At 53.8% G+C, this 26,227-nt stretch carries 26 protein-coding genes and 2 tRNA genes; 22 read left to right on the forward strand and 6 right to left on the reverse strand.

All coding sequences use genetic code 11. From position 1 onward, the window contains the following. Nucleotides 1-17 precede the first annotated feature (17 nt). The 12 genes from BUB55_RS04320 to BUB55_RS04375 all read left to right on the forward strand — a co-directional run bounded on the left by BUB55_RS04320 (nt 18) and on the right by BUB55_RS04375 (nt 11,185). Complete coding sequence (locus BUB55_RS04320; protein ID WP_073188541.1) at nt 18-638, forward strand: MotA/TolQ/ExbB proton channel family protein; 621 nt, start codon at nt 18-20, stop codon at nt 636-638. A gap of 38 nt (nt 639-676) precedes the next feature. Further along, nucleotides 677-1,573: an ExbD/TolR family protein gene (locus tag BUB55_RS04325; protein ID WP_073188543.1), complete on the forward strand. Its 897-nt coding sequence runs from the start codon at nt 677-679 to the stop codon at nt 1,571-1,573. Between the two features lie 2 nt (nt 1,574-1,575). Next, the gene (locus tag BUB55_RS04330) at nt 1,576-2,070 is read left to right on the forward strand and encodes an ExbD/TolR family protein (protein ID WP_073188544.1); all 495 of its coding nucleotides are present in this window, start codon (nt 1,576-1,578) and stop codon (nt 2,068-2,070) included. A 2-nt stretch (nt 2,071-2,072) separates the two neighbouring features. Continuing rightward, nucleotides 2,073-3,008 carry an AgmX/PglI C-terminal domain-containing protein gene (locus BUB55_RS04335; RefSeq protein WP_073188546.1) on the forward strand — a complete coding sequence of 312 codons (936 nt, stop codon included), beginning with the start codon at nt 2,073-2,075 and terminating at the stop codon, nt 3,006-3,008. 134 nt (nt 3,009-3,142) lie between these two features. Beyond that, the gene (locus BUB55_RS04340; RefSeq protein WP_073188548.1) at nt 3,143-4,429 is read left to right on the forward strand and encodes a hypothetical protein; all 1,287 of its coding nucleotides are present in this window, start codon (nt 3,143-3,145) and stop codon (nt 4,427-4,429) included. Nucleotides 4,430-4,511: 82 nt separating this feature from the next. After that, on the forward strand, nt 4,512-4,871 hold the full coding sequence (locus tag BUB55_RS04345; protein WP_073188550.1) for a hypothetical protein: 360 nt from the start codon (nt 4,512-4,514) through the stop codon (nt 4,869-4,871). Nucleotides 4,872-4,938: 67 nt separating this feature from the next. Further along, on the forward strand, nt 4,939-5,961 hold the full coding sequence (locus BUB55_RS04350; RefSeq protein ID WP_073188552.1) for a rod shape-determining protein: 1,023 nt from the start codon (nt 4,939-4,941) through the stop codon (nt 5,959-5,961). Between the two features lie 23 nt (nt 5,962-5,984). After that, entirely contained in the window at nt 5,985-6,812 is an 828-nt protein-coding gene (gene mreC, locus BUB55_RS04355) for a rod shape-determining protein MreC (RefSeq protein ID WP_073188554.1), read from the forward strand. Continuing rightward, entirely contained in the window at nt 6,805-7,293 is a 489-nt protein-coding gene (mreD, locus tag BUB55_RS04360; protein WP_073188556.1) for a rod shape-determining protein MreD, read from the forward strand. The genes mreC and mreD overlap by 8 nt, the downstream gene beginning before the upstream one ends. Then, nucleotides 7,286-9,133 (forward strand): penicillin-binding protein 2, encoded by a 1,848-nt coding sequence (mrdA, locus tag BUB55_RS04365; protein WP_073188557.1) that lies wholly within the window; start codon nt 7,286-7,288, stop codon nt 9,131-9,133. Before mreD ends, mrdA begins: the two co-directional genes overlap by 8 nt. After that, nucleotides 9,130-10,383 carry a rod shape-determining protein RodA gene (gene rodA, locus BUB55_RS04370; protein ID WP_073188559.1) on the forward strand — a complete coding sequence of 418 codons (1,254 nt, stop codon included), beginning with the start codon at nt 9,130-9,132 and terminating at the stop codon, nt 10,381-10,383. The genes mrdA and rodA overlap by 4 nt, the downstream gene beginning before the upstream one ends. A gap of 127 nt (nt 10,384-10,510) precedes the next feature. Next, nucleotides 10,511-11,185 carry a ComF family protein gene (locus BUB55_RS04375; RefSeq protein WP_234971795.1) on the forward strand — a complete coding sequence of 225 codons (675 nt, stop codon included), beginning with the start codon at nt 10,511-10,513 and terminating at the stop codon, nt 11,183-11,185. A 45-nt stretch (nt 11,186-11,230) separates the two neighbouring features. On the opposite strand, the gene BUB55_RS04380 is transcribed toward BUB55_RS04375, so the two are convergent. Next, nucleotides 11,231-11,311: transfer RNA gene (locus BUB55_RS04380), tRNA-Ser, on the reverse strand. Nucleotides 11,312-11,397: 86 nt separating this feature from the next. On the opposite strand from BUB55_RS04380, the gene BUB55_RS04385 reads away from it, so the two are divergent. Further along, entirely contained in the window at nt 11,398-12,630 is a 1,233-nt protein-coding gene (locus BUB55_RS04385; RefSeq protein ID WP_234971796.1) for an HD-GYP domain-containing protein, read from the forward strand. A gap of 78 nt (nt 12,631-12,708) precedes the next feature. Here the strand turns inward: BUB55_RS04385 and BUB55_RS04390 are convergent. Then, nucleotides 12,709-12,781, reverse strand: a tRNA-Phe gene (locus BUB55_RS04390). A 203-nt stretch (nt 12,782-12,984) separates the two neighbouring features. On the opposite strand from BUB55_RS04390, the gene BUB55_RS04395 reads away from it, so the two are divergent. From BUB55_RS04395 to BUB55_RS04415, 5 genes are all read left to right on the forward strand, one after another. Next, nucleotides 12,985-15,402 (forward strand): CotH kinase family protein, encoded by a 2,418-nt coding sequence (locus BUB55_RS04395; protein WP_073188565.1) that lies wholly within the window; start codon nt 12,985-12,987, stop codon nt 15,400-15,402. A 65-nt stretch (nt 15,403-15,467) separates the two neighbouring features. Next, the gene (locus BUB55_RS04400; protein WP_073188654.1) at nt 15,468-16,154 is read left to right on the forward strand and encodes a ubiquinone/menaquinone biosynthesis methyltransferase; all 687 of its coding nucleotides are present in this window, start codon (nt 15,468-15,470) and stop codon (nt 16,152-16,154) included. Then, entirely contained in the window at nt 16,151-16,723 is a 573-nt protein-coding gene (locus BUB55_RS04405; protein WP_073188567.1) for a UbiX family flavin prenyltransferase, read from the forward strand. The genes BUB55_RS04400 and BUB55_RS04405 overlap by 4 nt, the downstream gene beginning before the upstream one ends. Then, complete coding sequence (locus tag BUB55_RS04410) at nt 16,723-17,616, forward strand: 4-hydroxybenzoate octaprenyltransferase (protein WP_073188568.1); 894 nt, start codon at nt 16,723-16,725, stop codon at nt 17,614-17,616. Before BUB55_RS04405 ends, BUB55_RS04410 begins: the two co-directional genes overlap by 1 nt. Next, entirely contained in the window at nt 17,603-17,821 is a 219-nt protein-coding gene (locus BUB55_RS04415; RefSeq protein WP_073188570.1) for a hypothetical protein, read from the forward strand. The genes BUB55_RS04410 and BUB55_RS04415 overlap by 14 nt, the downstream gene beginning before the upstream one ends. Before the next feature lie 14 nt (nt 17,822-17,835). Here BUB55_RS04415 and BUB55_RS04420 read toward each other — a convergent pair whose 3' ends face one another. The 4 genes from BUB55_RS04420 to BUB55_RS04435 form a co-directional block, all read right to left on the reverse strand. Beyond that, a complete protein-coding gene (locus BUB55_RS04420; protein ID WP_073188572.1) occupies nt 17,836-18,684 on the reverse strand; it encodes a biotin--[acetyl-CoA-carboxylase] ligase in 849 nt (282 codons plus the stop codon). A gap of 10 nt (nt 18,685-18,694) precedes the next feature. After that, the gene (locus tag BUB55_RS04425) at nt 18,695-19,135 is read right to left on the reverse strand and encodes a hypothetical protein (RefSeq protein ID WP_234971797.1); all 441 of its coding nucleotides are present in this window, start codon (nt 19,133-19,135) and stop codon (nt 18,695-18,697) included. A 67-nt stretch (nt 19,136-19,202) separates the two neighbouring features. Then, nucleotides 19,203-20,210, reverse strand: a complete 1,008-nt coding sequence (gene tsaD / locus BUB55_RS04430; protein WP_073188576.1) for a tRNA (adenosine(37)-N6)-threonylcarbamoyltransferase complex transferase subunit TsaD — start codon at nt 20,208-20,210, stop codon at nt 19,203-19,205. A gap of 2 nt (nt 20,211-20,212) precedes the next feature. Beyond that, nucleotides 20,213-21,235, reverse strand: a complete 1,023-nt coding sequence (locus tag BUB55_RS04435; protein ID WP_073188578.1) for a CdaR family protein — start codon at nt 21,233-21,235, stop codon at nt 20,213-20,215. A gap of 45 nt (nt 21,236-21,280) precedes the next feature. Between BUB55_RS04435 and BUB55_RS04440 the strand changes: the two genes are divergently transcribed. The 4 genes from BUB55_RS04440 (at nt 21,281) to recJ (ending at nt 26,221) form a co-directional block, all read left to right on the forward strand. Continuing rightward, the gene (locus BUB55_RS04440; RefSeq protein ID WP_073188580.1) at nt 21,281-22,168 is read left to right on the forward strand and encodes a cell division protein FtsX; all 888 of its coding nucleotides are present in this window, start codon (nt 21,281-21,283) and stop codon (nt 22,166-22,168) included. Nucleotides 22,169-22,230: 62 nt separating this feature from the next. Continuing rightward, entirely contained in the window at nt 22,231-23,412 is a 1,182-nt protein-coding gene (locus BUB55_RS04445; protein WP_234971798.1) for a murein hydrolase activator EnvC family protein, read from the forward strand. After that, nucleotides 23,409-24,533: a DNA polymerase III subunit gene (locus BUB55_RS04450; RefSeq protein ID WP_073188584.1), complete on the forward strand. Its 1,125-nt coding sequence runs from the start codon at nt 23,409-23,411 to the stop codon at nt 24,531-24,533. Before BUB55_RS04445 ends, BUB55_RS04450 begins: the two co-directional genes overlap by 4 nt. Further along, a complete protein-coding gene (gene recJ / locus BUB55_RS04455; protein ID WP_073188586.1) occupies nt 24,533-26,221 on the forward strand; it encodes a single-stranded-DNA-specific exonuclease RecJ in 1,689 nt (562 codons plus the stop codon). Before BUB55_RS04450 ends, recJ begins: the two co-directional genes overlap by 1 nt. The last annotated feature ends 6 nt before the right edge of the window (nt 26,222-26,227 follow it).

The raw sequence follows: 26,227 nt of genomic DNA on the forward strand, positions 1-26,227 counted from the left end.
TCGAAAGGAGTACTCTAATGTCTAAAATGCTTCAATCTTTCAGCCCCGAATCCGATGGTTGGCAGTTCATGTGGATCATCTTGGCCGTGTTCATCATCGGTCTCGGTTTCTCCATTGAACGTATTGTCTACATCATGGTGAAGAGCTCTAAGGGCCGCGCTAAGTTCCTCGCTGACTTCGGTAAGCTGATCAGCTCTCAGAACTTCGACCAGGCTTTGAGCCTGGCTAATGCAACGAACCTCCCGGTCGCTCGCATTATGTCTGCCATTGTCAGCAACCGTGCCGGTGGCCGCGAACAGATGCAGGCCGCTTGCGACGCTGTGTTCCTGACTGAAGCTCCGCGTCTGACTCGTTACGTTAGCATTGTCCAGGTTATGGCTTCCATCTCTACGTTGCTCGGACTTATGGGTACGATTTACGGTCTGATCTTCACATTCGACGCTGTGGCTAACAAACCGGCTTCTGAACGTGCTAAGGCTCTTGCCGACGGTATCGCTATCGCTATGGGTACGACGCTCCTCGGACTTCTCTCCGCTGTGCCTCTCCTGGTCATCGTGGGTATCCTCAACATGAACTCCGAACGCCTTATCCAGGAAATGGAAGAAAAGGGCCTCAAGATTATCAACTCCCTCTCCTAATCATTAACCGAGAGTAATTTTAACTGGAGTTATAAAACATGGCAAAACAATTAAAGAAATCAGCTAAGCCTGAAGAACCGGATTTGCTCCCGGCGATGGGCTTGTTCACTATTCTGATTCCTATGCTTTTGACCATGACGGCTTTCTCTAAGCTTGCTATTGTCGAAGTCAATCTGCCTGAACGTAGTATGATGCAGATGGACAACGAAACGCCTCCGGAACCGGACCAGCAAGCATTGAACTTGTCCCTCGCTATCACCAGCGATTACCTTGTGATTGGTGCTCGCGGTGGTTTCCAGCCGAACGTCTATTTCAAGGAAATGTGGACGTTCCGCTGCAAGTCCGATGCCAAGCTCATTACGCATTCCATGGAAGACGTGAAGTCAGTAGTAGAAAGCGGTCACGGCCCCAAGTGCAAAGATGGCTCTGAGATGGATAAAGAGAAGTATCTCTATGAAATCGAAAGCATCGAGCTCTGGGCTATCCAAAAGGAATCTGAAGAAGATCCCGGCAAGGTTATTTGGGCTGTCTACTCCAATGGTGGTAGTGCCGAAGAACCCGTTGCCGACAGTGCCTACGTAGATGGCAACAACAACTTCATCGCATTGCCGGGTGAAGGTGCCATGGGCCTTACTCCGCCGCCGGCTCTTAAGAAGCCTGCTGCCGGTGTTGCCCTCGCTACCCTTACTCCGAACTCTGCTCGTACGCTCAAACCGGATGTCGCTGCGAAGAACATAATCTATCCGCTTTCCGCTTACGACCTGATTGCGAAGGACCTCATTGCTATCCACACGCAGTTTATTGACCTCGAAGACGTTGATAACATTATTATCGTGGCAAACGATGATACTCAATTTGACAAGATCATCCAGCTCATGGACCGTTCCAAGGAAGCTGGGTTCACCAAGATCAATCTTGCTAAGTTGGGAGGTTAATCATGGCTAGAAGAACTCGTAAATATAGCGAAGACGTACCTTTTTCATTGACCTCCATGATGGACATGATGACCATCATTCTGGTGTTCATGATTAAGAACATGGATGCTGAAGGTCAGCTCTTGACTCAGGCCGAAAACTTGATTCTTCCGATTTCTACGTCGAAGATCCAGCCGAAGACCGTGTCGCTGACTGTCGTGGTCGATGCGAACTATGTTATTGCCGATAATGAACAAGTCGTGCCGACGCCCGACGTTCTTGCTCAGGAAGACCTGCTTGTGACCAGGCTGGACGAAATCCTGAAGGACCGTCGCGCCATTGAACAGGAACACGCTCTTAAGATGGGCCTTCCTGCCGATGAAGCCGGTAACATCATTGTCCAGATCGACAAGAATATCCCGTACGATGTAATGTATAAGGTGATGGCCACTTGCGGCTTCTCCGGTTACACGAACATCGCGTTCGCCGTGATGCAAAAGAACGGCGGGGAGGAATAACTATGGCTAAGAAAAAAGAACAAGTAGATCCGTTAGTAGCGTCTCTAATGCCGGAATCCGACAAGAAGATGGGCGCCATCGCCGGTATCTCCTTGCTTGTCGCTCTTGCAATTTCTCTGTGGGCTTCCATGTACGAAGCTGTGGTCGACGAAGTGATCTTCGAAGAATCTGCAGCTGAAGACCTCTCCGCTTCCATGATGATGGAAGAGAAGAAGGAAGAGAAGAAAGAAGAGAAGAAGAAAGAAGAGCCCAAGAAGCCTCGTAAAAAGGCCGGTGGCGGTGGTAAGCCGCGTGGTAAGGGCCAGCCGAACGCTCCGCAGACTCGCGGCGTGCTCAAGCTCCTTACTGCCCAGACCAAGAACGCCAGTGCCGGTGCTTACGATTTGATGAAGAACCAGAAGTTCTCCAAGGACATCGACAAGGTGCTCAAGGACGTGGCGGGCCTCCAGACTACGGGTAAGACCGTGCTCGGCGGTCGTCGCGGTAAGGCTGACGGTGGCTTCAACGAAGGTTACGCAGAAGGCGGTTCCGGTGGTATCGGTGACGGCTTGGCCGGCCTCCTCGGCGGTGGTGGCGGTGGTATCGCTACCAAGGCTAAGGGTTCCATCAAGACTCCGTCTGAACGCGATATCGACATGGGTGCCGGTGGTGGATCTCGTTCCGCTGCAGACATCATGAAGGTCGTGCGTCAGCGTACTCCGGGCCTGCGCCACATCTATAACAAGTTCCTGAAGAAGAAACCGGGATTCCAGGGTAAGGTTACCTTGAAGTTCACGATTGCTCCGGGTGGCGAAGTTATCAGCATTTCCATTGCTTCTTCTACAACTGGTTACGGCGAATTTGACGGCGAAGTCAAAACCGCTGTGAGCCGCTGGAAGTTCAGCAAGGTGAAATCCGGTAACACGACGGTTACGATTCCGTTCACGTTCTCCGAATAATTCTCAAGAACTACACGCTTTTAGTGTAAAAAGAGAGACCAGGCCTAAAAGCCTGGTCTTTTTTGCATTTTTTTGTTGCGTTTTTGCAAGAATAAAACTAACTTTATGGTAGAATTTTCAATAGGAGTCATCCAATGAACTTAAGATCTGCTGCTGCAGTTGGTGTTGCTTTCGGCATCCTCGGTGTGGGGTCCGCCTTCGCAACTTTCGCTCGCATTGAATCTATGGGCAAGAATACGACTTACATTATGGACGATGTGAGTATCTTCGATAACCCTGCGAATATCAACCTTTATCCGAACTACTTGATTGGTGGCTTCGGTCCTTACACGCAGAACGTCCCTGTTGGCGAAAACCAGGATCCGCAGCATCCGGATTTCGGAGGCATCTTCAGCATCTCCATGGGTGACGAAAACAATCCGGATCCGCGCCTCTCCATCGGTGGCTTGTTCGGTCGTTTCTCTGAACTTACCATGTACATCCCCGATGTTGTCATTGGTGAAGGCAATACCGCTACCGTTACTCCCGAAACCGTGACGAACTTCGATGGCTTCTTGGGTGGCACGCTTACGAACGGCGACGCATGGGGCTTGCACGTTTACATCGCTCACCAGGATGGTGGCTACAAAACTCCGAGCGGCACCTACCAGGTCGACAAGAATGCATACGCCTCCATCGTCCAGGCTGATGGTGGTTTGAACCTCCAGTTCGGTGGCAACATCGACTTCGAGTTCAGCTTTGGTTTGGCTCGTATCCAGTATGGACCGGAACACCAGGACTTCTTTGATGATGGCGATTTCTCCTTCTTGGCCAAGTCTCGTGCCTTCTTCACTCTCGAAGCTCTTGATGGTGAATTGGTCCCGGCTTTCAGCATGAAGTTGATCCAGGCTCCTGGCATCGAGGATGACCGTGCCATGGCCGGCCTCGGCATTAACGTCGCTTTGGATCGCGGCTTCTTCTGGTTGGGCGCCGACTTCATTTGGAACAAGATGAAGGCTCACGACTGGATGATTGACGATATCACTGGTGTTGCTACTTACAACGCCAACAACGATGAGGATCCTGCTTGGGATGAACGCAAGGATATCGGCGGCATGATCAGCTTCGGTATCGAACGCAACATTTGGTGGGATTGGTTCGTGATCCGCGTTGGCGGCAAGAAGTCCATCCTTTACACGCAGTGCGATGTGGATGACAAGAACCAGGGCAAGAATGGCATTTGCAACGATACTGGTAACTTCTTCTCGACGAACCCGCTTGCCGATGGTTCCTCTGAAGACCACGTTGGCTTTGGCTTCGGTATCAACATCGAAGAAAAACTCAAGATTGACGTGACCGTTGCCGAAGACATGCTGTTCCGCAACCCGTTCCAGGGTGAAGGCCGCATCTTCTCCAGAATCGACGCCACCTATAGTTTCTAATAGCAGTTTGAATTTTTGAAAAGAAGACGTGCTCTCGGGCACGCCTTTTTTTTGTGGAATGTGCATTTTCTATTTTTAGGCTATGAGAAAAATTGTATTGCTGCTTTCGGCGCTTGTCCTTTTGGGTTGCACAGAGCCTTCGGAACGCATAGAGAAAAAACTGGAGGCATACCTGCAGGAGGACCTCAAGTTTATGGTCGCCGAGACGATGCATGCCTCGGGCAAGGTGGCGTTGCTGGACGAGCCGTATTACCGTGTAAAGGACTTTCGTTTGTTCGAAGGTGCGTCGGCAGAGATCTACTCGGCCTACGCCGAGGTGGACTTCTTTATTTACAAGGACATTGCCATGCACGAGAAGCGCAAGTACCGCTACGACGCCGCCTCGCGCCACTGGGACCGCTATTTGAAGACGCTGCTATTTGGCAAGGATTCAGTCCAATAGCCTATACATTTTGTTGTGAAATGCTATATTTTTTTTAAAAGTTCCACTTTAAAAAAAGGGCACTATTTTGTTCGGTCTTTTTTCTTGCGATATCGGTATTGATCTTGGCACGGCGAACACTTTGGTCCACGTAGCCGGCCAGGGCATTGTCATTAACGAACCTACGGTGATTGCTGTGGACAGCAAGAACAACCGTGTTTCTGCCATTGGCTTTGAAGCCAAGAAGATGCTTGGCCGTACGCCCGGCGAAGTCCGTGCCGTGCGCCCCATGCGCGATGGCGTGATTGCCGATTTTGAATTGGTGGAAACCCTCCTCCAGACATTTATCAAGCGCGTGCAAAAATACCCGCTGTGGATGGTGAAACCTCGTGTGGTGGTTGGCGTGCCCAGCGGCATTACCGAAGTCGAAAAGCGTGCCGTGATTGACGCGGCCCGCCAGGCCGGTGCGAAGGAAGTTCACCTAGTACATGAACCGATGGCTGCTGCCGTTGGTATGGGCATCCCTGTCGAAGACCCCGTGGGTAACATGATTGTCGACATCGGTGGCGGCACTTCCGATATCGCCGTGATTGCATTGAACGGTACGGTCTGCAACGCTTCAGTTCGTGTAGGTGGCGACGAGATGGACGACGCGATTGTGCGTTACCTCCGTACGATGTACAACCTCCAGGTGGGCGAGAGCACTGCCGAACAGATCAAGATCCAGATTGGTTCTGCTAGCCCGCTCGACGAAGAATTGACGATGGAAGTGAAGGGCCACGACTTTATTGCGGGAATGCCTCGCACGATGACCATCAAGAGCGAAGAAATTCGCGAAGCCCTGAACGAACCTGTAACGGCGATTATCGAGGCTGTGAAACAGGCTCTCAGCATGACTCCGGCCGAACTCTCTGCCGATATTTACGACAAGGGTATCATCATGACCGGTGGAGCTTCGCAGTTGCGCGGTTTTGATGAACGCATCCGCAAGGAGACGGGTCTTTCGGTGAACGTGATTGACGACGCCCTGGTTTGTGTTTGCAAGGGTGCAGCTCGCATTCTCGAAGACCTTGACAAGTATCGTCCTGTTTTGATCGCTTCTTCTAACTAGCACAAACACCATACCGCAGTTCGATGCTTAGGGCTTTCCGCTTTATTGTCGACTTGTTTACGCAAAGGCACGGTATTGTTGCCTTTGTGTTCTTCTTGCTGGTCGGTCTTTTGATGAGGCAGGCTCCCGACATCGTGAAAAACAGCATTGTCTCTACGGTATTGGGAACCGTGTTTTACCCTGCGCAAATGGTGATTTCGTCGGTGGACGCCTTCCGTTCTGTGGCTGCCGAAAACGAACACCTTAAAGAAGAAAACGCAAGGCTCCGCCAAGAGACTTACTATGCGAGCGAGGGATTGCAAGAATTGGCCCGACTCCACACCTTGGTCCGTTTTGACGACAAGTGGGATTACCCGATTGTGACGGCACGTGTGGTAGGGCACAATGCGGGGCGTTTTTTGACGACGCTTGTGATTAACCGTGGTACGCGGCACGGCGTTAAAGAGAATATGCCGGTTTTCTCGATGAATGGCCTGGTTGGCAAAATCACCAAGGCGTCGTATGCGCATTCACGAGTGCAGCTGCTGGTGGACCCGAACCTTAAGTTGTCTGTACTTGAACGCAGGACGCGTGTGGTTGGCTTCTTGGAATCGGTGGATGGCCATTTGCTTACGGCGATGGTCCCGACGCATGCAGGCGTCAAGGAAGGCGACACGCTCATCACCTCTGGCCTGGGCGGCATTTTTCCCAAGGGTATCCCTGTGGGTACGGTAAAGGCGGTTCGCGAATCGGACCTCGATGTGATGCGCCTTATGGATGTGGCTCCGTTCCAAGAGTTTTCGACGCTTGAAGAAGTCTTTGTGATGGAAAAGGATCCCGAGTGGATTATCCAGGAGTTGTTGGATGAATAACCTCAAGTGGATCAAGACTTTTTTGTTGCTGTTGGTCTGTTTTATTTTGCAGACGACCGTGGTTGACTGGCTCCAGATTTTTGGAATAGGCCCGGACCTCATGATTATTTTGATTGTCTCTATCTCGATTAAGTACGGCCCTGCTGCAGGGTGCTTTTGGGGATTTTTTGCAGGTTTCTCGCAAGACATATATGCGCCCGTGGAGTGGCTCGGTGCCAACACAATTTCCATGACTGTTCTTGGATTTGTGGTGGGACAACTCGAAGAGAGATTCTTGACTTTAAACTTGCCCGCCAAGGTGGCCGTTCTCGCCATTGGGTTCTTTGTTTGCGACATGTTGTACTTTATGCTGACGGGTCTCGAAAAAGATGTGGTAACCAACCTGTTTTTCTCGAAGACTATCCCGGAATGCATTTATACAGTGGTCGTTGGCGCCGTGGTGTTTTATTTGTCGAGCGGGAAAAAGAAGCGCAATGTTTAGGGAAACGGACAACGAATATGTCCAGACCAGAAACTGGAACGTGCTCGTGTTCATGGGAGTCGTGTTCATTATGTTCACGATTCTTTTGATTCGCCTTTATTCTTTGCAGTACACCCATTACGACGAAAACCTCCAGCGCTCCGAGAACAACCGCATTCGCAAAGTGGAACTCATTGCCGAGCGCGGTTACATTTACGACCGCAACGGCGAAGTGTTGGTGCGCAACAGGCCCTCGTACCAAATTGCACTGCAGGCGATGAACCTGCCCCGCAAATCAAGCGAACGTGATTCGGTGTTCCAGCGCTTGCTGCGCATAAAAGACAAAAACGGGGAGCGGGTTTTTGATTCCGCCTCTGTGGATACCGCGTTCCAGCGAAGCCGTTGGATAAAGAACAAGCCAATCCGTTTTTTTGAGGATGCTTCTCCAGAGCAGGTTGCCATCATTGAAGAACATTCCGCGGAATTGCCGGGTGTCGTGACCCTCATTGAATCTCGCAGGGAGTATCCGTATGGCACGCTTGCCTCCCACGTTTTGGGTTATACCGGTGAGATCTCGGAAGACCAGTTGAAACTGCCCGAGTTCAAGAATTACTCGCAGGGCGACCGCATTGGGCAAAAGGGTTTGGAGCAAGGTTACGACCAGGAGTTCCGCGGCAAGAACGGTCTCAAGCTTGTAGAAGTGAACGCCTCTGGCAGGGAGATCGGCTTGGTGAAAGGCGTCGAGAGCCAGGCGCCGGTTCCGGGATTGCACTTGGTCTCTACAATCGACTTGAAATTGCAGAAGGTCGCCGAAGAGGCAATTCCCGATAGCGCAAGGGGAGCCTTGGTGGCAATAGACCCGCGCAACGGGGAAATCCTTGCGATGGTGAGTTCGCCCCGTTTGGACCCGAACATCTTTTCGCTTAAGCGTCGTGAACGTAATAAGGGCTGGGCGCATGTTGCCCTCGATTCCATGCGTCCGCTTACCAACCGAGCCATTTCGGGAACTTATACGCCGGCCTCCGTCTTTAAGCTTGTCACCGCCGGTGCGGGCCTCGAGAACGGCGTGCTCTCTGAAACCAAGTATTACCCCAAGCCGTGTACGGGCGGCTACCAGTACGGCGCCCGCTACCAAAAGTGCTGGGGAACTCACGGAAGCCTGAATGTGGTGAATGCGATTCGCTTGAGTTGTGACGTGTTCTTTTACCAGGCGGGTCTTGATATAGACATGGCTCGCATCAACGAGTTCGCTCGCCGTTTTGGTTTGGGCGAGAATCCGCTTGGCGTCGACATCCCTGGCGAGAAAGGCGGCTGGCTTCCGGATTCCGCTTCGTTCAATGCGAAGAACAAGCGCTTGGGCTGGCGTTGGGCGCGAGGCCTTATTCTGAACCTCTCCATAGGGCAGGGACAGCTGGTGACTCCGTTACAGCAGGCGGTGCTTGTGGGCTCGCTTGCGACGAACAAGGGCGTCTACCGTCCGCACTTTATGAAGGAACTTCGCGATTCCGAAGGGAACGTGGTCAAGCGTTTTGAACCCGAGATCATTCGCCCGGGGAACATGAAGCCTGAGACGCATCGCGTGCTGATGGCCGCCATGGATTCGGTGGTGAACCACCCCGGTGGAACGGGCAAACGCGGCGCCGTGCCGGGAATCCGCGTGGGTGCCAAGACGGGTTCGGGCGAATGGAAGAAGGGCGCCAAGACGCACGCCTGGTATGCGGCGGTCGCTCCGCTCGACAACCCCGAAATCGCCGTCGCCGTGATTATGGAAGCCGCCGGTGGTGGTGGCGCTGTGTCGGGCCCTATTGCGCGCAAAGTGATGATGGCCTACTTTGGCAAGGAAGATGAGGTGAAAAAATGAGTTCGGGACGCTTCCTTGATAAATCGCTCAAGTTCGACTGGCTCTTTATGCTGACGACGCTTGCCCTGATGGCATGCGGAATCATATTGGTGTACTCGGCGACCGTGAGCGAGGAACTGCCGTTTTACGAGACTTTTTGGTTTAAACAGATTGTGTACTTTTTGGGTGGCTGCCTTTTGGCGACAGGCATCGTCTTTTTGAGGATTGACTGGATCAAGCGCATGGCGGTGCCGCTCTATGTTTTGGCGTTGATTCTCCTTTGCGTTGTGCTCTTTTTTGCGGGCGACGTGGTGAAGGGCGCCGGCCGTTGGATAGATCTCGGCTTCATCAAGTTGCAACCCTCCGAGTTCGCCAAGATTGCTTACCTGCTGATTATATCGTACTGGCTCTCTCGCCACCCGGTGGACCTTGCCAAGGTCAAGACTTTTTTGGTGCCGTTCCTTTTGTTCATTGTCCCGTTTGGCCTGGTGCTGAAGCAGCCAGACTTGAGTACGGCGCTCGTCTTTATTTCGGTGACGTATGTCGGGTTCTTTTTTGCGGGGCTTAGCCTTACCGACATGTTCCTGCTCACGAGCCCGTTGCTCTCGGTGCTGTTCTCGCATTCGCAGACGGTTGTGTTCCAGTTGCTGTGGGGACTGTTGATTTGCGCGGTGGTGTTTGCACTGGTTCGCCGTCGCCTTCCCAAGGTGCTGACTGGATTTTTCCTTGTGGCGAACATCTTTGCGGGCTATGCGAGTTCCATGGCGTGGAACATGCTGGAACCGCACCAGCAAAAGCGCGTGAACACCTTCTTGGACCCCATGAGCGATCCGCTGGGCGACGGTTACCAGGTGCTGCAGTCGCTCACGGCTATTGGCTCGGGCGGCCTCACCGGCAAGGGTTTTGGCAATGGAACGCAGACCAACCTCGCGTTTTTGCCCGAGGAACATACCGACTTCATTTTTAGCGTGCTGGGCGAGCAGTTCGGCTTTGTCGGTTGTATGTTCATCTTGGTTTTGTACGCGCTCTTTTTGTGGCGCGCCACTTCGACGAGCAAACTCTACTCGGATCCTTTCATTACTTTGGTCGTAATGGGGGCGAGCACCATATTCCTGTTCCACATCCTGGTGAACATCGCCATGACCATCGGCCTCATGCCGGTGACGGGCCTTCCTCTGCCGTTCCTCTCTTATGGAGGTTCCTTCGCCATGACCTGCATGGTGCTGGTGGGAGGGATTATCTGCATGCGTTACCAGGGACAGCGTCGCTAATTTTTTACAAAATCGTTTAGCACAAAATCTTCCAAAAATCCGTTTATAGGGTAGGGGCTCTTTAAGGGAAACCCTAAAGGCGGACGATATGGACTTGGCAAGACGATTTTCGAATTTTGTTTTTGGCATGGAATGCTTGGGGTGCGGTTCCACGTCTGAGGTCCTGGACCCGTGGCTGTGCCCTGCCTGCAGGCAGGCCTTGGCAAACGAATCCAAGGAGACGCGCTTCCCTAACGACGATGTGGTTTGCCTATTCCCGATGCGTACGTTGTCGCGGAGGCTCGTCCATGCGCTCAAGTACAAGAGCATCCCCGGCGTGGCCTCGTACCTGGTGCGCCGTTCTTCATTGTGCAACCGGGGCTTGGCGTCCCAGTTCTTGGCGCAGTTCCCGGAGCCGTATTTTTTTGTCCCTGTTCCGCTCCATAGGGCGAGGTACAGGGAGCGGGGGTATAACCAGGCCGAAAAAATCGCAGCCGCACTGGCGTGGGCGGTTCACGGGCGTGTTTGCAAGTGGCTTTACCGCAAAACATTCCATGTGTCGCAAACGAAACTCTCTAGGGAAGAGCGGGAATGGAATGTGGCAGGGGCCTTTGGAACTATGCTTCCCGAAAAAATGCCGACGAGGGGGACTGTTTTTATTGTGGACGATGTTTTTACCACGGGGGCGACAACGGGAGCCTGTATGGCGGCGTTTGGGAAGGACTTCCCGTTGAACGTCAAAATATGCACGTTGCTTTACGAGGAACCCGCCACGGCGGTAATGGATTTTGTTGCCGACAACTCGGTGGAATGGAATCCGTAGGGTGGCTTCAAATGCAAAAAAGCACCGTTTTGCGGTGCTTTTGAGCGGAGGAAGAGGGACTCGAACCCCCAAGCCTTACGGCGGCGGTTTTCAAGACCGCTGACTTACCAATTAGCCTATTCCTCCATGGTAGCAGCTAAGATAAAAAAAGATGGGTTGTTTCGTCAATTGATTTTGAAATGTTCACAAATATTAACTAATTTTGTAGTGCTATGGAATCAATGAATGACGCCAATATTGTGAAAGCCATTGCCTCGGGAGAGTCCTCGGATTCCGAGAGAATTCTTGGTTTGCTTTTCTCTTATATGCCCAAGATTGCGGCTGAACGCAAGATGGACAACCTCTTGGTGCTTATGGCTGACCTTGGCCGCTTGCTGGTGCAGGCGGATCGCTGCTCCTTGTGGCTCATTGATTCCGAGAAGAACGAGCTGTGGACCAAGGTTGCGCACGGCGTGAGTGAATTGCGTATCCCGCTTAATGCCGGTTTTGTTGGCTATGCCGCCAAAACGGGCGAGGCGTTGTTGATTGACGATGCGTACAAGGATGACCGTTTTGATCGCCGCAGCGACGAGAAAACTCATTACCGCACCACTTCGGTGATGGCGGTGCCCTTGATGAACGGCGCGGGTCAGGTGATTGGTGTTTACCAGGCCATCAACAAGCAGGGGGAGACGCCTGTTTTCTCCCGCCAGGATTTGGAACGCTTGGCGCTCACTGCTGTGTATTCTGCCAAGACAATCGAGTCGGCGCGCTTGACTGCGGAACTGGAAGCGTCCAAGGTCGAACTCGAGGCGACTCAAGAAGAACTAATCCATATCTTGGGCGATGTCTCTGAATCCAGGAGCCGCGAGACCGGCGACCACATTCAGCGCGTGGCCGAAATTTCTTACAAGCTGGCTCTCTACTACGGACTTTCCGAAGAAGAGGCGGAACGCATTCGCTTGGCGGCGCCCATGCACGACCTGGGCAAGGTCAGCATCCCCGACGCCATCTTGAACAAGCCGGGACGCTTTACCGACGATGAATTTGCCATCATGAAGTCCCATGCCATTAATGGCGAAATGGTCTTGATGAAGTCCAAGCGCGACCTCCTCCGCTTTGCGGCGACGTTGGCGGGTTCCCACCACGAGCGTTGGGACGGCAAGGGGTACCCGCGTGGACTCAGGGGCGAGGAAATCCCCTTGGCTGGACGTATTTGTGCCGTTGCCGACGTTTTGGACGCCCTCTCGAGCCCGCGCTGCTATAAGCCCGCCTGGCCCGAAGAAAAGGTGCGTGAAGAGTTTATTAGGCAGCGTGGCGGCCAGTTCCAGCCGGAACTCATCGACGTGCTTGTGGAGCACTGGGACGACGTGTTCGGTTGCTTCCGCAAGGCTCGTGCCGAAATGGAAGCCGCCCAGGCTGCCGCGGCCGCTGCTCAAGCTGCTGACCAGAACCGTGCTGGCTAGTCGAAATCGCCAATTTAAGGCAATCAAGACAATCTGTGTAAAAAAAAGAAAACCCTCGACTTTCGTCGAGGGTCTTCGTGGTTCCGATTGGAATTGAACCAACGACACGCGGATTTTCAGTCCACTGCTCTACCAACTGAGCTACAGAACCATTAGTAGAGCCAAAGATAGCAGAATGTGTGATTCTTGTCAAGGGTAAATAGAATATTACCTTACTTTTTTTGCTTTTTTCCCATAATCTTCTAAATTTAGGGGTAGGGTTGTAAGATTGGGTTCTGCAGGGCGAGGCTTTGCAACAAACCATTTTTTTGAGATGTCAGCGTGCGCCATTTGACGAAAATTAAATTATCTGTGATGTTGGGATGCGGACTATGGTTCGGCGCCCTCGTTGCCTGTTCTAGCGAGGATTCTTCCTCGGATCCGTACGAAAGTTTGGCTGATGTTGTGAAGGTGGATCCTGTTACGGGCGATACCATTGTACTGCACAGGGATATCGATACCGTGATGCATGTTACCGAGACAGGTGAAACGACTTGGGTCGCTGACACGATTTTAATCCCCGAGGACACCACCCTTCACTGGGTCGGCGAGTCCGCATTGCGCATTACCGAGATTTCTCCGCTGAACCTGAACTGGAATGACTCCGAAGGCGACGACGGATCTTGGGTCGAAATTTACAACGCGGGAACCGAACCCGCCAACCTCAAGGGATACTCCCTCGTCGAGAACCTGAAGGCCGCGCGCAAGTGGGTTTTCGGAAATGAAGTTATTCAGCCTAAAAAGTTCAGAATCGTTTTTTGCGATAAGAAGGACATTCCCGAGGTTCAGGGCGCCGGCGCTGATTCGGACACCTCCCATGCGCGCACGCACACGAACTGGAAAATGGACAAAGACAGCGGGACCGTTTACTTGATTGACCCGTACTATGGTATCCGCGACTCGGTAAAGTACCCGACAATCCAGAGCGGCATGAGCTACGGTATTACCGACGGCAGCATTTGGAAGTTCTTCGACAAGCCGACTCCGGAGGCTGTAAATACGAATTCTACGGCTTATGAGGGAATGGCTCCGAAAGTCGATATGAGTGCCATCAAGTCCGGCTTCTACAAAGAAGTTTTAACTTTGAACCCGCCCAAGAGTCTTCCCGAAGGCGTAAAACTCCGCTGTACGCAGAACGGCTCTGTTCCGACGTCATCTTCGTCCGAATTCAATAACCCCATTACCATTTCTACGAACACGGTCTTCCGTTGCGCAGCCTTTAAGGAAGGGACGGTTACCAAGGATGTGATCACCAAGACCTTCTTCATTGGCGAGACGGTGAATATGCCTGTGGTCGCTGTGACCGTAGATCCTTCGTTCTTTGAAAAGCACTACGTGAAAGCCAGCACGAGCGGCTGTGGCCCCGACTGCGCCCCGGCAGGCCTTTACGAAGATGTTGAATTCCCTGTGCATGTGGAATACTTTGACAAGGGCAGTTCTTCCAAGGAACTTGCTTGGGAAATCGAAGCCGGAATTTCTCTGATGGGTGGCTGGAGCCGTCTCGAAGACAAAAAGTCTGTCGCCATTGTGATGCGCGAAGAATACCAGGAAGGTTGGCTCCATTACCCGCTGTTTGAAACGCGCAAGAGCGAGAACGACAAGTACAAGGGATTCAACCTGCGCAACAACGGCAACCGCTTTGTGAGCGACTACTTTGCCGATGCCATGGGCGGCGCCTTGCTCGAGGGCAGCGGTGTTGACTACCAGCGTAGCCGCCAGGTGGTGGTGTTCTACAATGGAAAGTATTATGGAATTCACGATATGCGTGAACGCTTCAACAAGAACTTCGTTGAGTCGAACTATGGAATTGACGCATCTACGGTGAATATGATTAAGCACCTGGGTAAAGAAATTACGGCTAGCAATGGCACGACGGCTGATTACGAAGCGCTCCTTGCTTTTGTTGCCGCCAATGATTTTAGCGGAGCGAACAATGCTTCGTATGCCACGGTGAAGGGTCTTATGGATGTGGGCAACTTTGCCGATTACATGGCTGCTGAAATCTATTACCATAATGGCGACTGGCCAAACAACAATGTCCGCGCCTGGAAGGCTCCGGATCGTTTGTGGAAGTTTATGGTCTATGACTTGGACCACGGATTTGACTGGCAATGGACCGTGAGCGGCTTTAGCTCCAGCACGAACATGTTCAGCTGGATTAAGAAGGGTGGAAACAGTGGCTGCACAGCGGATGTCTGCTTCCCCACCTTCTACAACAAGCTGATCCTGAACCCGGATTTCAAGCGTTTGTTCATTAACCATTCTGCCGTAATGCTGCAGAACTACCTGACTGGCGCGCGCGCCGAGTCCATTGTGAAGACGATGGCTGCTTCGATGAACGCAAACGACATTGAACGTGACAAGGAAAAGTATGAAGGCCGTCGTAGCGATTATGGCCATTTTGACACGGACGGCTCTAAGATGGCCGCCTGGGCAAAGGAACGCGATCCCGTGGTTTGGCAACAGTACGAATCCGAATTCGGCACGTCTGGCTCGGCTACGGTAACGATCTCATCGACGGGCGGCATCGTGCTTATGGAAGGCATGAACCTTCCGGGCAATACCGCCAACTCGACGAACTATTCTGGCAAGTTCTTTGGCGGTGTGCAAATGGAACTGACCGCGATGCCTGTTGGCGGAACGATATTCTCTGGATGGTCCGACGGTTCTACGGAAAACCCGCATTTGGTGACGGTGACCGATGGGCTCACGATTTCGGCGACCTTCAAGTAAGGATTGCTGCTGATGTTTATGGTTGCGGCGGGCTTGGCCCCGCCGCTTTTCTATATTGTGCTTTGATGATGAGCCCTGTACGAAAGATGTTTGACGGCATTGCCAGCCGTTACGACTTTTTGAACCACTTTTTGAGCTGTGGTCAAGATGTGCTTTGGCGCCGGGCGTGCTGCCGCGAACTCCGACGGATGAATCCAGGAAAGCGCTTGCTGGACCTGTGCGGCGGTACGGGTGACTTTGCCGTGACTTACGAAAAGTTCAATGGCAAGCAGGACGTGTCGATTCTCGGTGACTTTTCGTATGAGATGCTGAAGGGCTCCGCCGGCAAAAAGACCGCGGCAAAGCCTGTGCAGCTGGATGCGATGAATATGCCTTTTGCCGATGGTGCGTTTGACGTGGTGTTGAACGGCTTTGGTATGCGGAACCTGCCCGACGCAAACAAGGGACTCAAGGAATCGGCGCGCGTGCTCTCGGCTGGGGGCTACTTGCAGATTCTCGAGTTTTTCTCCCCGCGGAACGCGTTCAACAAGTTCTTTTACAAGTGCCTGGCACCGTTGTTTATCCCGGTGCTTGGCGCCTTTTTTAGCAAGCGCGAAGCCTACGAATACCTGGTGAATTCAGTCATCCGTTTTTTGCCGGTGCAGGATTTTGTGAAGCTCGCCGAAGAGAACGGTTTTGAACTGGTGCATGTAAAGTCCTGCTTTTGGGGTGTCGCCTACCGCGTTTTGCTGCGCAAGGGGGCTGCTAAGTGAACCGCTTTATTGTGGGCGTCACGGGTGCAAGCGGTGCCATTTACGCAACGCGTGTCGCCATGCATTTGAAAAGGCTTGGACATGCTGTGACGGCAATCGTGACGGCGCCTGGCCGCGAAGTGATGGAATACGAGGGTGAACTCCGTTTTTTTGATTATTGCGAAAAGGTATGCGACGTGCAGGACTACTTTGCAGAATGTGCGAGCGGCAGTGCCGATTACGCAGGCATGGCTGTGGTGCCCTGCTCCATGGGGACGCTTGGCCGTATTGCCTCCGGTACGTCGGACAACCTGTTGGTCCGTACAGCGGACGTCTGCCTCAAGGAGCGCCGCAAATTGGTAATTGTGCCGCGGGAAATGCCTTATAACCTGATCCACATCGAGAACATGGAACGCGTGACCCGCGCGGGCGCAGTGGTGATTCCTGCCTCGCCGCAGTTCTACAACAAGCCCTCGAGCATTGAGGAACTGGTCGACACGGTGGTGGCGAAGGTCCTCAAGCATCTTGGCGTTGAAGACGGAATTGTGCCGGCGTGGACCGGCGACGAAAATAGAGGCGTTGCAAAATAATGCTGAACAAGATTCTGGAATTTGGTCACCTGGTTCGCTTTAGCCACTCGCTTTTTGCGCTGCCGTTCGCCCTTGGCTCTATGTGGGTGGCGGCCAACGGATTTCGCGGGATGGAACCTGCCGAGATAGCCAAGATGGTCCTTTTGATTTTGGGCTGCATGGTGACGGCACGCAACAGCGCCATGAGTTTCAACCGCCTTGCCGATGCCGAGATAGACGCAAAGAACCCGCGCACGGCGGGACGCCATCTGCCTGCCGGTCGCATGAGCAAAAAGGCGGTGGTGACGTTCATTGCCTTTAACGGGGCGCTTTTCGTGGCGTTCGCCTACATGCTGCAACCGCTCGCCGGAGCCCTCGCGCTCCCGGTGTGGCTGCTGTTGCTCTCATATTCTTACTGGAAACGCTTTAGCTGGCTTTGCCACTGGTTCTTGGGATTTGCCATCGGTATGAGCCCGCTGGGTGCCTGGATTGCAGTGCGTGGCGAATTCGCGGTGTTCCCGATTTTTCTCATGTTCATTTTGATGCTTTGGATGGGTGGCTTCGACATCATTTACGCGACGCAGGACGAGGAAATTGACCGCGAGATGGGTCTCCATTCGGTGCCCGCCCGCTTTGGCCGCAAACGTGCCTTGCAAATCGCCTTTTGGAGCCACGTGGCGATGCTCGCCCTGTGCGTGACGTTCGGTTTTGTATGGCACATGGGAATCGCCTGGTGGGCGGTGACCGCCCTCATGATTGCCGCTATTACCTATATCCATTTGTTCCGCAAGTCCGATGACCTCGACAAAATGAATCGCGACTTTTTCCTTGCGAACGTCGCTGTGAGCGTCTTGGTGATGATTGGCCTTGTGGTATGGATTTGCCTTGGAGGAGACGTCAATGCCCTTTACTGATAAGAATTTTTCTACCCAGGACAAGGTCAAGTTGTTCCAGCGGTTGGGCTCTGCCGCTGCTGTGCTGGCCGTGGCGCTCATCATATTGATAGAGTCCGGTTATGCGGGCTCCTACTTTGAAATGGCGAACATCGGCCTTACCGCGATGATCGTGGTGCTTGCCGTTTCGCTCGTGGGCAGCGTTTACTTTAAACGCAAACTTTAAGGCTATACTCTTTTTTAGATTTCGAGGTCGGCAGAGTAGACTGTTTGCACTTCGCCGTCGTCGCATTTAAACAACAGGCTCCCGTCGTCGTTCATGTCTTGGATGACGCCTGTTTTTTTTGTGACACCTTCGCCGCCGTCGCGGTTCTGGTCGGTGCAGTGGTTGTTGACCACAATGGTCCCGCGCGCTCCAATGAAACGGTCCATCTTGCGCCATGCTTTGACCCACGGGCCTATGCCGAATGCCTTGAATTGCCCGAGGGCGCGCTCTAAACTTGCAACGAGTGCCTGCAACAGTTTTTCGCGGTTGATGGGCTTGCCGGCAATCTCCTTGAGCGTGGTGACCTCGCGATTCAATAATGCGTAGTCGGCGGGGTCGCTGTTGACGTTGATGCCAATTCCCATGCAGAGGGCGGGCTTTGCGCCAGGCATGAATACGACTTCGGCGAGGATGCCGCAGAACTTGCTTTTGCCGTAGAGGATGTCGTTTGGCCATTTTACGGTAATGGGCGTATTGGCGGCGTTGTCCCCTGCATCTTTTTGCAGTGCACTGAACACTTCGGCGAATGTCAATGCCGTTACTTGCGTGATTTGACTGTAGCGATTGGCGGGGACGCCCTCGAGAGGGACCAACAGGTTGAAATAGAGGTTCTTATGGGCGGGGGATGCCCAGGTGCGATCGTGCCGCCCGTGCCCGCTTGTTTGCGCGTCGGCGACAAACAGAGTCCCCGGTGCAATTTTGCCTGCCAAGGCGAGCGCCTTCATTGTGGCGTGTGTGCTTTCTATTTGTGCAAACAGTTTGGCTGGCGCTCCGCTGAAACCGCTCAGTTCCCAATCGCCAAAATCACGTTCCAAAGAAAACATGGCAGCAGACCTAGTTCTCTTCGTCCTGCTTTTCTTGCAGTTCCTTGAGGGCTTCCTCGGGGAAAATCATAAAGTACTGACGCTTTTTGTCTTCGAACAGCTGCAGCAGGCGCTCCTGCTCGAACTGTTCGCGGTCAATATTCTGCATAAAGAATTCGTCTCGCGCAAAGTCGCGGGTCGTCATCAGTTTCTTCATGTCTTCGGAGAGGTCGACGTCGTCCCACAGAATGTAGTACGACTGCACGTCGAGGCTTCCAAAGATGTCCACGTTCAAAAGGATGGAGTTCTGCTTGCTGGAGTCTACGAGCTGCACGTTGGCTTCGCGCTTTTCGGGGCGAAAAACGTCCACGTCGTTGACGGGCTTTGTCAGGTCCTGGGCAAAACCCCAAACCGCCATGACGGCAACCGCCATGGCAGACCTTAATGCCTTATGTGAAACTCCGGAACTCATACTTACAATATAGATTCAAGTGGGCAAAAAAAGTAGGGGTATGCAAAAGCGTGTGAGCAAAAACTCGCTAAACTGCCAAAGGCATCCAGGGTTTGACCACGTCAATGGACGTGAGTTTGTTCTGCCTGACCCTGCGGATGGCAGCGGCGGCAATCATGGCGCCGTTGTCGGTGCTGAGGCTCCTGTCGGGGACGCAAAAACGGATGCCGTGCTTGCTGCAATAGTCCTGCAGGCGTGTGCGCAGCCAGGCATTGGCGCTAACGCCGCCTCCCATCACAAGAGTCTTCATCTTGGTCTTTTTAAGGGCGTTGACCGTCTTGGAGACGAGGCTCCCCACGATGGCGTCCTCGAGGCTGGCGCAAATGTCGCCCAGGTTCCTTTGGATGTACTCGGGGTCGTGCGTTTCGGTATAGCGCAGCACAGCTGTTTTTAAACCGCTGAACGAAAACTCGCAGCTGTCGTGCGTGTTGAGGGCTCGCGGGAATTCCACGAACTTGCGGTTGCCATTGGCGCCGAGCTTGCTGATGGTGGCTCCTGCAGGGTACTTGAGCCCGAGCAGTTTTCCGCATTTGTCAAAGGCTTCGCCGGCGGCGTCGTCGCGGGTACGGCCGATGCTTGTGTATTTAAACCCGGGTTCTTCCATCACGAGTTCAGTATGCCCGCCCGAAACGGTAAGAGTCAAAAAGGGCGGTTCAATGTCGGGGTTGCTGAGCCATGCGGCCGCGAGGTGCCCTTCGAGGTGGTTGATGCCGTAGGCGGGAATCTGCAAATCGCGTGCGAGTCCCTTGGCAAAGCTCGCTCCTACGAGGAGCGGCCCCATGAGGCCGGGACCTGTGGTAAAAGCGATGGCGTCAATGTCGGTGAGCTGAACGCCTGCCTCCTTGACGGCGGCTTCGGCAATGGGCGCAATCTTTTGCAGGTGGGCGCGCGCGGCAATCTCGGGAACTACGCCGCCATACAGGGCGTGTTCGTCGATTTGGCTGTAGAGCGGGTTCGAGAGAACCGTAAGGGGATCGTCCTTCAAAACGGCGCAGGCGGTCTCGTCGCAACTGGATTCAATGCCAAGCCAAATCATGGTTACTCTCCCTCGTCCTCTTCTTCGCCGTATTCCTCGTTGGTCTTGTAGACAAAGGGTTTGACTTCTTTTTTGACGAGGGCGATTTTGTCGGGTATAATTTCGGCTGCCTTGATGGACATGTCGCGGTTGACCTTGGGGTCAAGCATGAGCTTTAAGGTCGGAGGCAAACTGTCGACGTCTTCGATGGCGAATCGGTTGAACTCGATGAACATCTCTAGGTTCTCTTTGTTGATGGAATCCAGCACGTGCTCGGCGCCAGTGATTTTGACGGTGGCGGAATCCGGGACCAGCTTGTAAAGGCTTTTGTCGAAATGACCAATAAGTTGTACCGGGATTTTTTTGAATTCTTTGCTGGCCACCTTTTGCACATCCACGTTGATGGTGACGTTCGAGTCGCTCGGTGTCACGTAGGCGGGGAACGAGTCAAACTTGAGTGGCACAGAGATCTTCTTGCTTTGCTTGAGAGTGTCCATGTGGAGGGAGTCCGTTTGGATTTCAAAAATACGGGCGATAGCGTTGCGGGCTCCCGAAACGGTGACAAAGCTAGGCGACAGGGTCGCTTCCTCAGTTTGTGTGTAACCGGCGGCTGTATTGAATGTAACGTTGGAGTGGATGGGGATGTCGCGCTCAATGCGAGTGTCCAGTTCCAGGTCAATGAATAGGAGCTGGTTGTCGGGTTCCACGAACTTGATGTTCGGGAAATTGGGGGCCTGGAAGTTTTTGGCGGTCAAGTGGACGCGCGAGCTGCCGAGTTCGGCGTTTTGCAGGTCAATGACCACGGAGGCCACCATCGTATCGCCTTGGGCAATGCGGGCGCGCATGCGCATCAAGTCGAAGGTCGCGCCCTCGACGGTGATGTCGATAGTCTGGGGAGGCTTGGAGGCAATGGCGAGCTTCTCGGGCAGCCTGGCCAGGCGAACAGGCACTTCCATGGTGAGCTGGAACGAGTTCAGGGACACTACATAAAGCCATAGAGCGATGGCAAAGATAAATGCGGTAATCTTTAATCCGATGTGTTTCATAAATGCCCCGTTAAGAACAAGTACAAAAATAATTATATTCCAGGCGTGTTCGGACAATTAGGTTACTTAATACTGGAATCTTTCCGTGGCTGGAAGCAGCAGCGGACGGTCATTTTGCCGTCGCTCATCACGATTTTTTTGTGTTCCCTGCTTTTGGCCGCTTCTTTGGCCGCGTTTGGCGGTGTGATGCGGGTACTTGCTGCCGAAAAGACTTTGTACACCATCGAGGCTTTTTTGCCCGGGGAGCTCCCGCAGGACTCCATCAAGGTCATACAGGACCGCCTCTTGCATTCCAAGCATGTGGGCGCCGTGGAGTTCGTGAGCGCCGACTCCGCCTTGGCGGATTTCCGCCGCCATTTTGACGGAGAGATGCTGGAACTGGTCGAGGGGAACCCGATCCCCCCGTTTTTCAGGGTAAAGCTGGATGACGAAAGCCGCAAGCCCTCGGAACTCGTCAAGCTGAAGAACGAACTGATGCGAAGCGGAACGTTCGAGGAGGTCCAGGCTCCTGTGGAGTGGGTCGAAAAAATTTCGGCATGGAAATTCAAACTGATCTTTTGGCCCATTTGCCTGAGCATCCTTTTGCTGGTGACGCTCTCGCTCATCATTTGCAACTCTGTAAAGCTTTCGCTTTTGAATCGCAAGCTCCTGGTCGAGAACATGAAGTTCGCGGGTGGGAGTTACCTGTTCATTGAATTCCCGTTTGTGCTCGAAGGCCTTATGCAGGGTTTTGTTGGGAGCGGCATGGCGGTGAGCCTGCTTGTGGTTCTTGTGAATTCCCTTTCGGAGGCAGTCCCGATGTTCGGGGTCTACCTGGGTGGCTTTGGCCTCATGTTTGCAATGGTGGTCGTTTTGGTGACTGCGCTTTCGGCGTACTTTAGCTTCCGCACGGTGCGCGGTTTCTTGCTTGCCAAGCGGAACGAACAGGATTAAAAATGCGCCCGCTTGCCCTCCGTCTATTGGCTGTTATTCTTTGCTGTTTTGTGGGGGTCTCTGTGGGCGCCCCCAAAAAGACGGACGCGCAAATCAAGGAACAGAAGACTGCCCTCAAAAAACTCGAGACCGACTTGGCGAAAAAACGCAAGGAGATTGCGCAACTCGAAAACGAAGAGAAGGGCGTGCTCAATACCATCTCGCTTTTGGACCAGAACCTGAACCAGACGCGAACCTACATTAACGAGCTCTCCAAGAGCGAAGTCATGGTGCAGCGAGCCCTAGAGCAGCTGGCTCACGACATCGATTCCTTGGATTCGAAGATTGCCGTGCGCAAGGAGGTCATGAAACGCCGCATTCGCACACTGTATGTGAGCGGACGCAGCACCGAGGCCAAGGCATTGTACAGTCTGCTCACGCAAGAGGGTAACCCCGAGCGCCAGGCGTACTGGGTCCACCACATTCTGTACCAAGACAAAGAAGAAGTCGAAACGCTCACCCGCATGGTTCGGGAACGTGACGAAATGAAACAGCAGCAGTCCGAACACCTTGTTGACCTTGTCAGCATGCGTACCAAAAAGGCCGCCGAAGAAAAGGGACTGTTGAACCAGATGAGCGGGCAAGAGCAAATGCTCATGAGCTTAAAGCACGACAAGGCCATGCAGCGCAAGGCACTCGAGGAATTCGAGCGCAACCAAAAGACGATGCTCGCCTTGATCAAGAAACTCGAAGAAAAACGCAAAAAAGAGATTGAGGCCGCCAAGAAGGCTGAGGCCGAGCGCAAGAAGGCGAAGGGCAAGAAAAAGGAGAAGGTCATTACCAAACCCAAAAAGACCATCGCCGCGAGCGTCAAGGGACCCAAGTGCATGCCGTTGGAGGGTGAAATCATTAGCCAGTATGGTTTGCAGGAACACCCGGTTTTGCACATTGCCACCCGCAACCTGGGTGTCGAGATTCGCGGTAAGAGGGGAGGCGCCGTTCGTGCAGCGGCACCGGGCACGGTGGTCATGGTTTCCGAGATTGATGGTCGTGGTCCTTCGGTGATTATTGAGCACGAGGGCGGAACTTATTCTGTGTACGGGCACTTGCGTTCCATTCGCGTGCAAGAGGGCAAGGAGGTCCGTAATTGCGAAGAAATTGGCGAAGTGGGCGATATCGCGAGCCTAAATGGAATTAAATTGTACTTTCAAGTTAGCGAAGGGACCCAGACCGTGGATCCCCTCCAGTGGTTGAAGACAAAATGATCGAGTATAGACTAAATGGCCCTGTTTCCCAGGAACGTCAGCGGATCCGCCTGATGTCGGCGCTCCGTGAAAACCGGTTCCCGCAGGCCATTCTCATTGACGGCCCGGTGGGCATTGGCAAAAAGGCGCTCGCCATTGAGCTCGCCAAGGCGCTGCAGTGCTCCGACCCCAACGTGCGCCCGTGTGGTCATTGCTTTGGTTGCAAAATGGCGGCCGACGTGGGCGTGACTGACAGCTGGGTTGTGCCCATGGAAGCCAAGGAAGCCGGGGCCCGAAACGCCAGTGACGTCTCTGCCGGCAGCACCGCCAAGACGGTCCAGGATTTTAAGCAGGCCTACATCGAAGAGATTTTTAAAAACCCCTATCGCATTGACATCTTTAGTGCCGCCGCCGGGATTTCGGTTGAACTGATTCGCACCATGACGAACTCCTTTGTCCTCAAAGGGGACCGCGTGCGTGTGGTCATCGTTGCCGAGGCCGACCGCATGAACGAATCGGCGGCGAACGCCTTTTTAAAGACCTTGGAAGAAGTCCCGCCCGACACGTACTTTATTTTGACGACCTCGTCCCGTGAAAAAATGCTGCAGACTATCCGCAGCCGCTGCCTTGCGCTTCACTTGTTGCCGCTCAGTGACGACGAAGTTAAAAGCGAAACGCTCAGACTGTTGGGCGAAGATGCCGACCCAAGCGACGTGACCGACGATGTGGTGGGCTTGGCTGTGGGATCCCCCGGTAAAGCGCTCTATTACGTGGAGCATGGCAAGGCGTGGTGCGAACTGGCGGCAAAGTACCTCAAGCACTCCCTCAACAACGAGTACTACGAGGCGTTCAAGGAGCTGGGCGAGGCGGGCGTTGAGGAAGCTTCCGATGCAATGCGCTTTTTAGAAGTCCTTTCGTTCCTCATCTCGGATTTGTTGCGTCAGCAGTCGGGAGCCAAACTGCGCATCCCGGCGACGACGGCGCTTGTGAACATCGATGCCTACCCGCGTGTGGATGCGTCGGCGTTGGACCGCGCCCTAGAAACGGTGCAAGAGACTCTGTCGCGCGTGGCGAGCCGCAGGACTGTCCCCACGATGCTGTTGCAGTCCCTTTCTATCAAGCTTTTTGAGGGCTCCAAATAATGGAAGATCTGGTTGCATCCACGCTCTCGCAGGAACTCAAGATTCCGCACCTGGTGGCGCGATTCCTGGTTTCTCGCGGCATCAAGAATGTGGTGGATGCGAACCGTCTTTTGCACGGCTCCGAAGACGACGTGCTGGACCCGATGGGAATCCTTGGGATGGACAAGGCCATTGACTGGGTCTTGAATGTGCGCGACCTGCACCAGAAGGTCTTTATTTTTGGCGACTACGATTTGGACGGCATGACCTCGGTGACGTTGTTGACTCGAGGTCTCAAGCACATTGGCATTGAATCGGAGTGGCGTCTCCCGAACCGCTTTGGCGACGGTTACGGACTTTCGCGTTCGGCTGTCGACGAGATGTACGAGGCGGGGGCGCGCTACGTGATTACTGTCGATACCGGCATTACCGCCAACGACGAGATTGCCCATGCCAAGGAGCTGGGCATGGCCGTGATGGTCATGGACCACCACCAGCCCAGCGGCGACGGGCTCCCGGTTAGCGATGTGTTGCTGGATCCGCACCAAGATGGCGACTCGTACGGGAATCCCGAACTTTGCGGTGTGGGAGTCTCTTACAAGTTCATGTGTGCGCTTTACGCGAGGCTCGGTCTCCCTACGCCCACGCAGTACCTCGACCTAGTGGCTCTCGGTACTTTGGCCGACTTGGTTCAAATGACCCCCGAGAACCGTTACTTTACCAAGTCGGGCCTGCGCCGCCTCCAAAAAAGCGAGTGGCCCGGAGTCCAGGCCATGTACGCGAGCCTCATGAAGCCCGGCAGCGCCGTGGGCGGTATTGACGTCATGTATAAAATCGCCCCGCTCCTTAACGCGCCCGGCCGCATGGAACGCCCCGACCCGGCGCTCAAGCTGCTCCTTTGCGACAACAAGAGTGAAGCTCCGGCCCTGCTTGCCGAGCTCAAGAACTGGAACGCGAGCCGCAAGCAAAAAGAGGCCGAGATTACCGATATGGCCATGGAGCAGGTCAAAAAAGTTTACGGTGACAGGATTCCGACTGTGCTTGTGGTCGCCGGCGAAAAGTGGCACGTGGGCGTCATCGGTATTGTGTCGGCGAAGCTCGCCCAGGTGTTTGACCGCCCGGCGGCAGTGCTCTCGGTGGACGACGGCATGGCGCACGCGAGCGCCCGCGCCGTTCCCGGCTTCAACTGGCACAAGGCCTTGTTCGAGAGCCGAGAACTGTTCGACCGCTGGGGCGGCCACCAAAACGCCGCGGGCTTCTCCCTCAGTGAAGACAAAATAACGGAGCTCCGCGAACGGCTCGAAAAGTCCGCCGCCGAGCAGGGCTACACAGGCGAGGCGCAACCCTGCGACGAGTCCCATTCCTTCGACATCCAGGTGGCACTCCGCGAACTGACGGTGGACGGATTCCCCGAGCGCACCGTGCTCGACTACTTTGACCTGATGGAACCCTTTGGAGGAAATTTCCCGTACCCCACGTTCCGCGCCGAGAACGTGAAGGTCCACCGCATGCGCGAGCTCCGCGGCGGGCACCTGCAAATGGAAATTTCGCAGGGCGGGAGCCGCGTGTTCCCGGCAATCGGTTTTGGACTCCGCAAAAGCAAGTCCCACATTGGCGCCGACCACAAGGTCACCGTAATTTTTGAGCCTACCTGGAATTACTACAACGGCCGCAAGTCCATGCAGCTTTGCATCAAGGCCATCGAGTAACGGGTC

This window comes from Fibrobacter sp. UWP2 (assembly GCF_900141705.1).
Taxonomy (GTDB): domain Bacteria; phylum Fibrobacterota; class Fibrobacteria; order Fibrobacterales; family Fibrobacteraceae; genus Fibrobacter.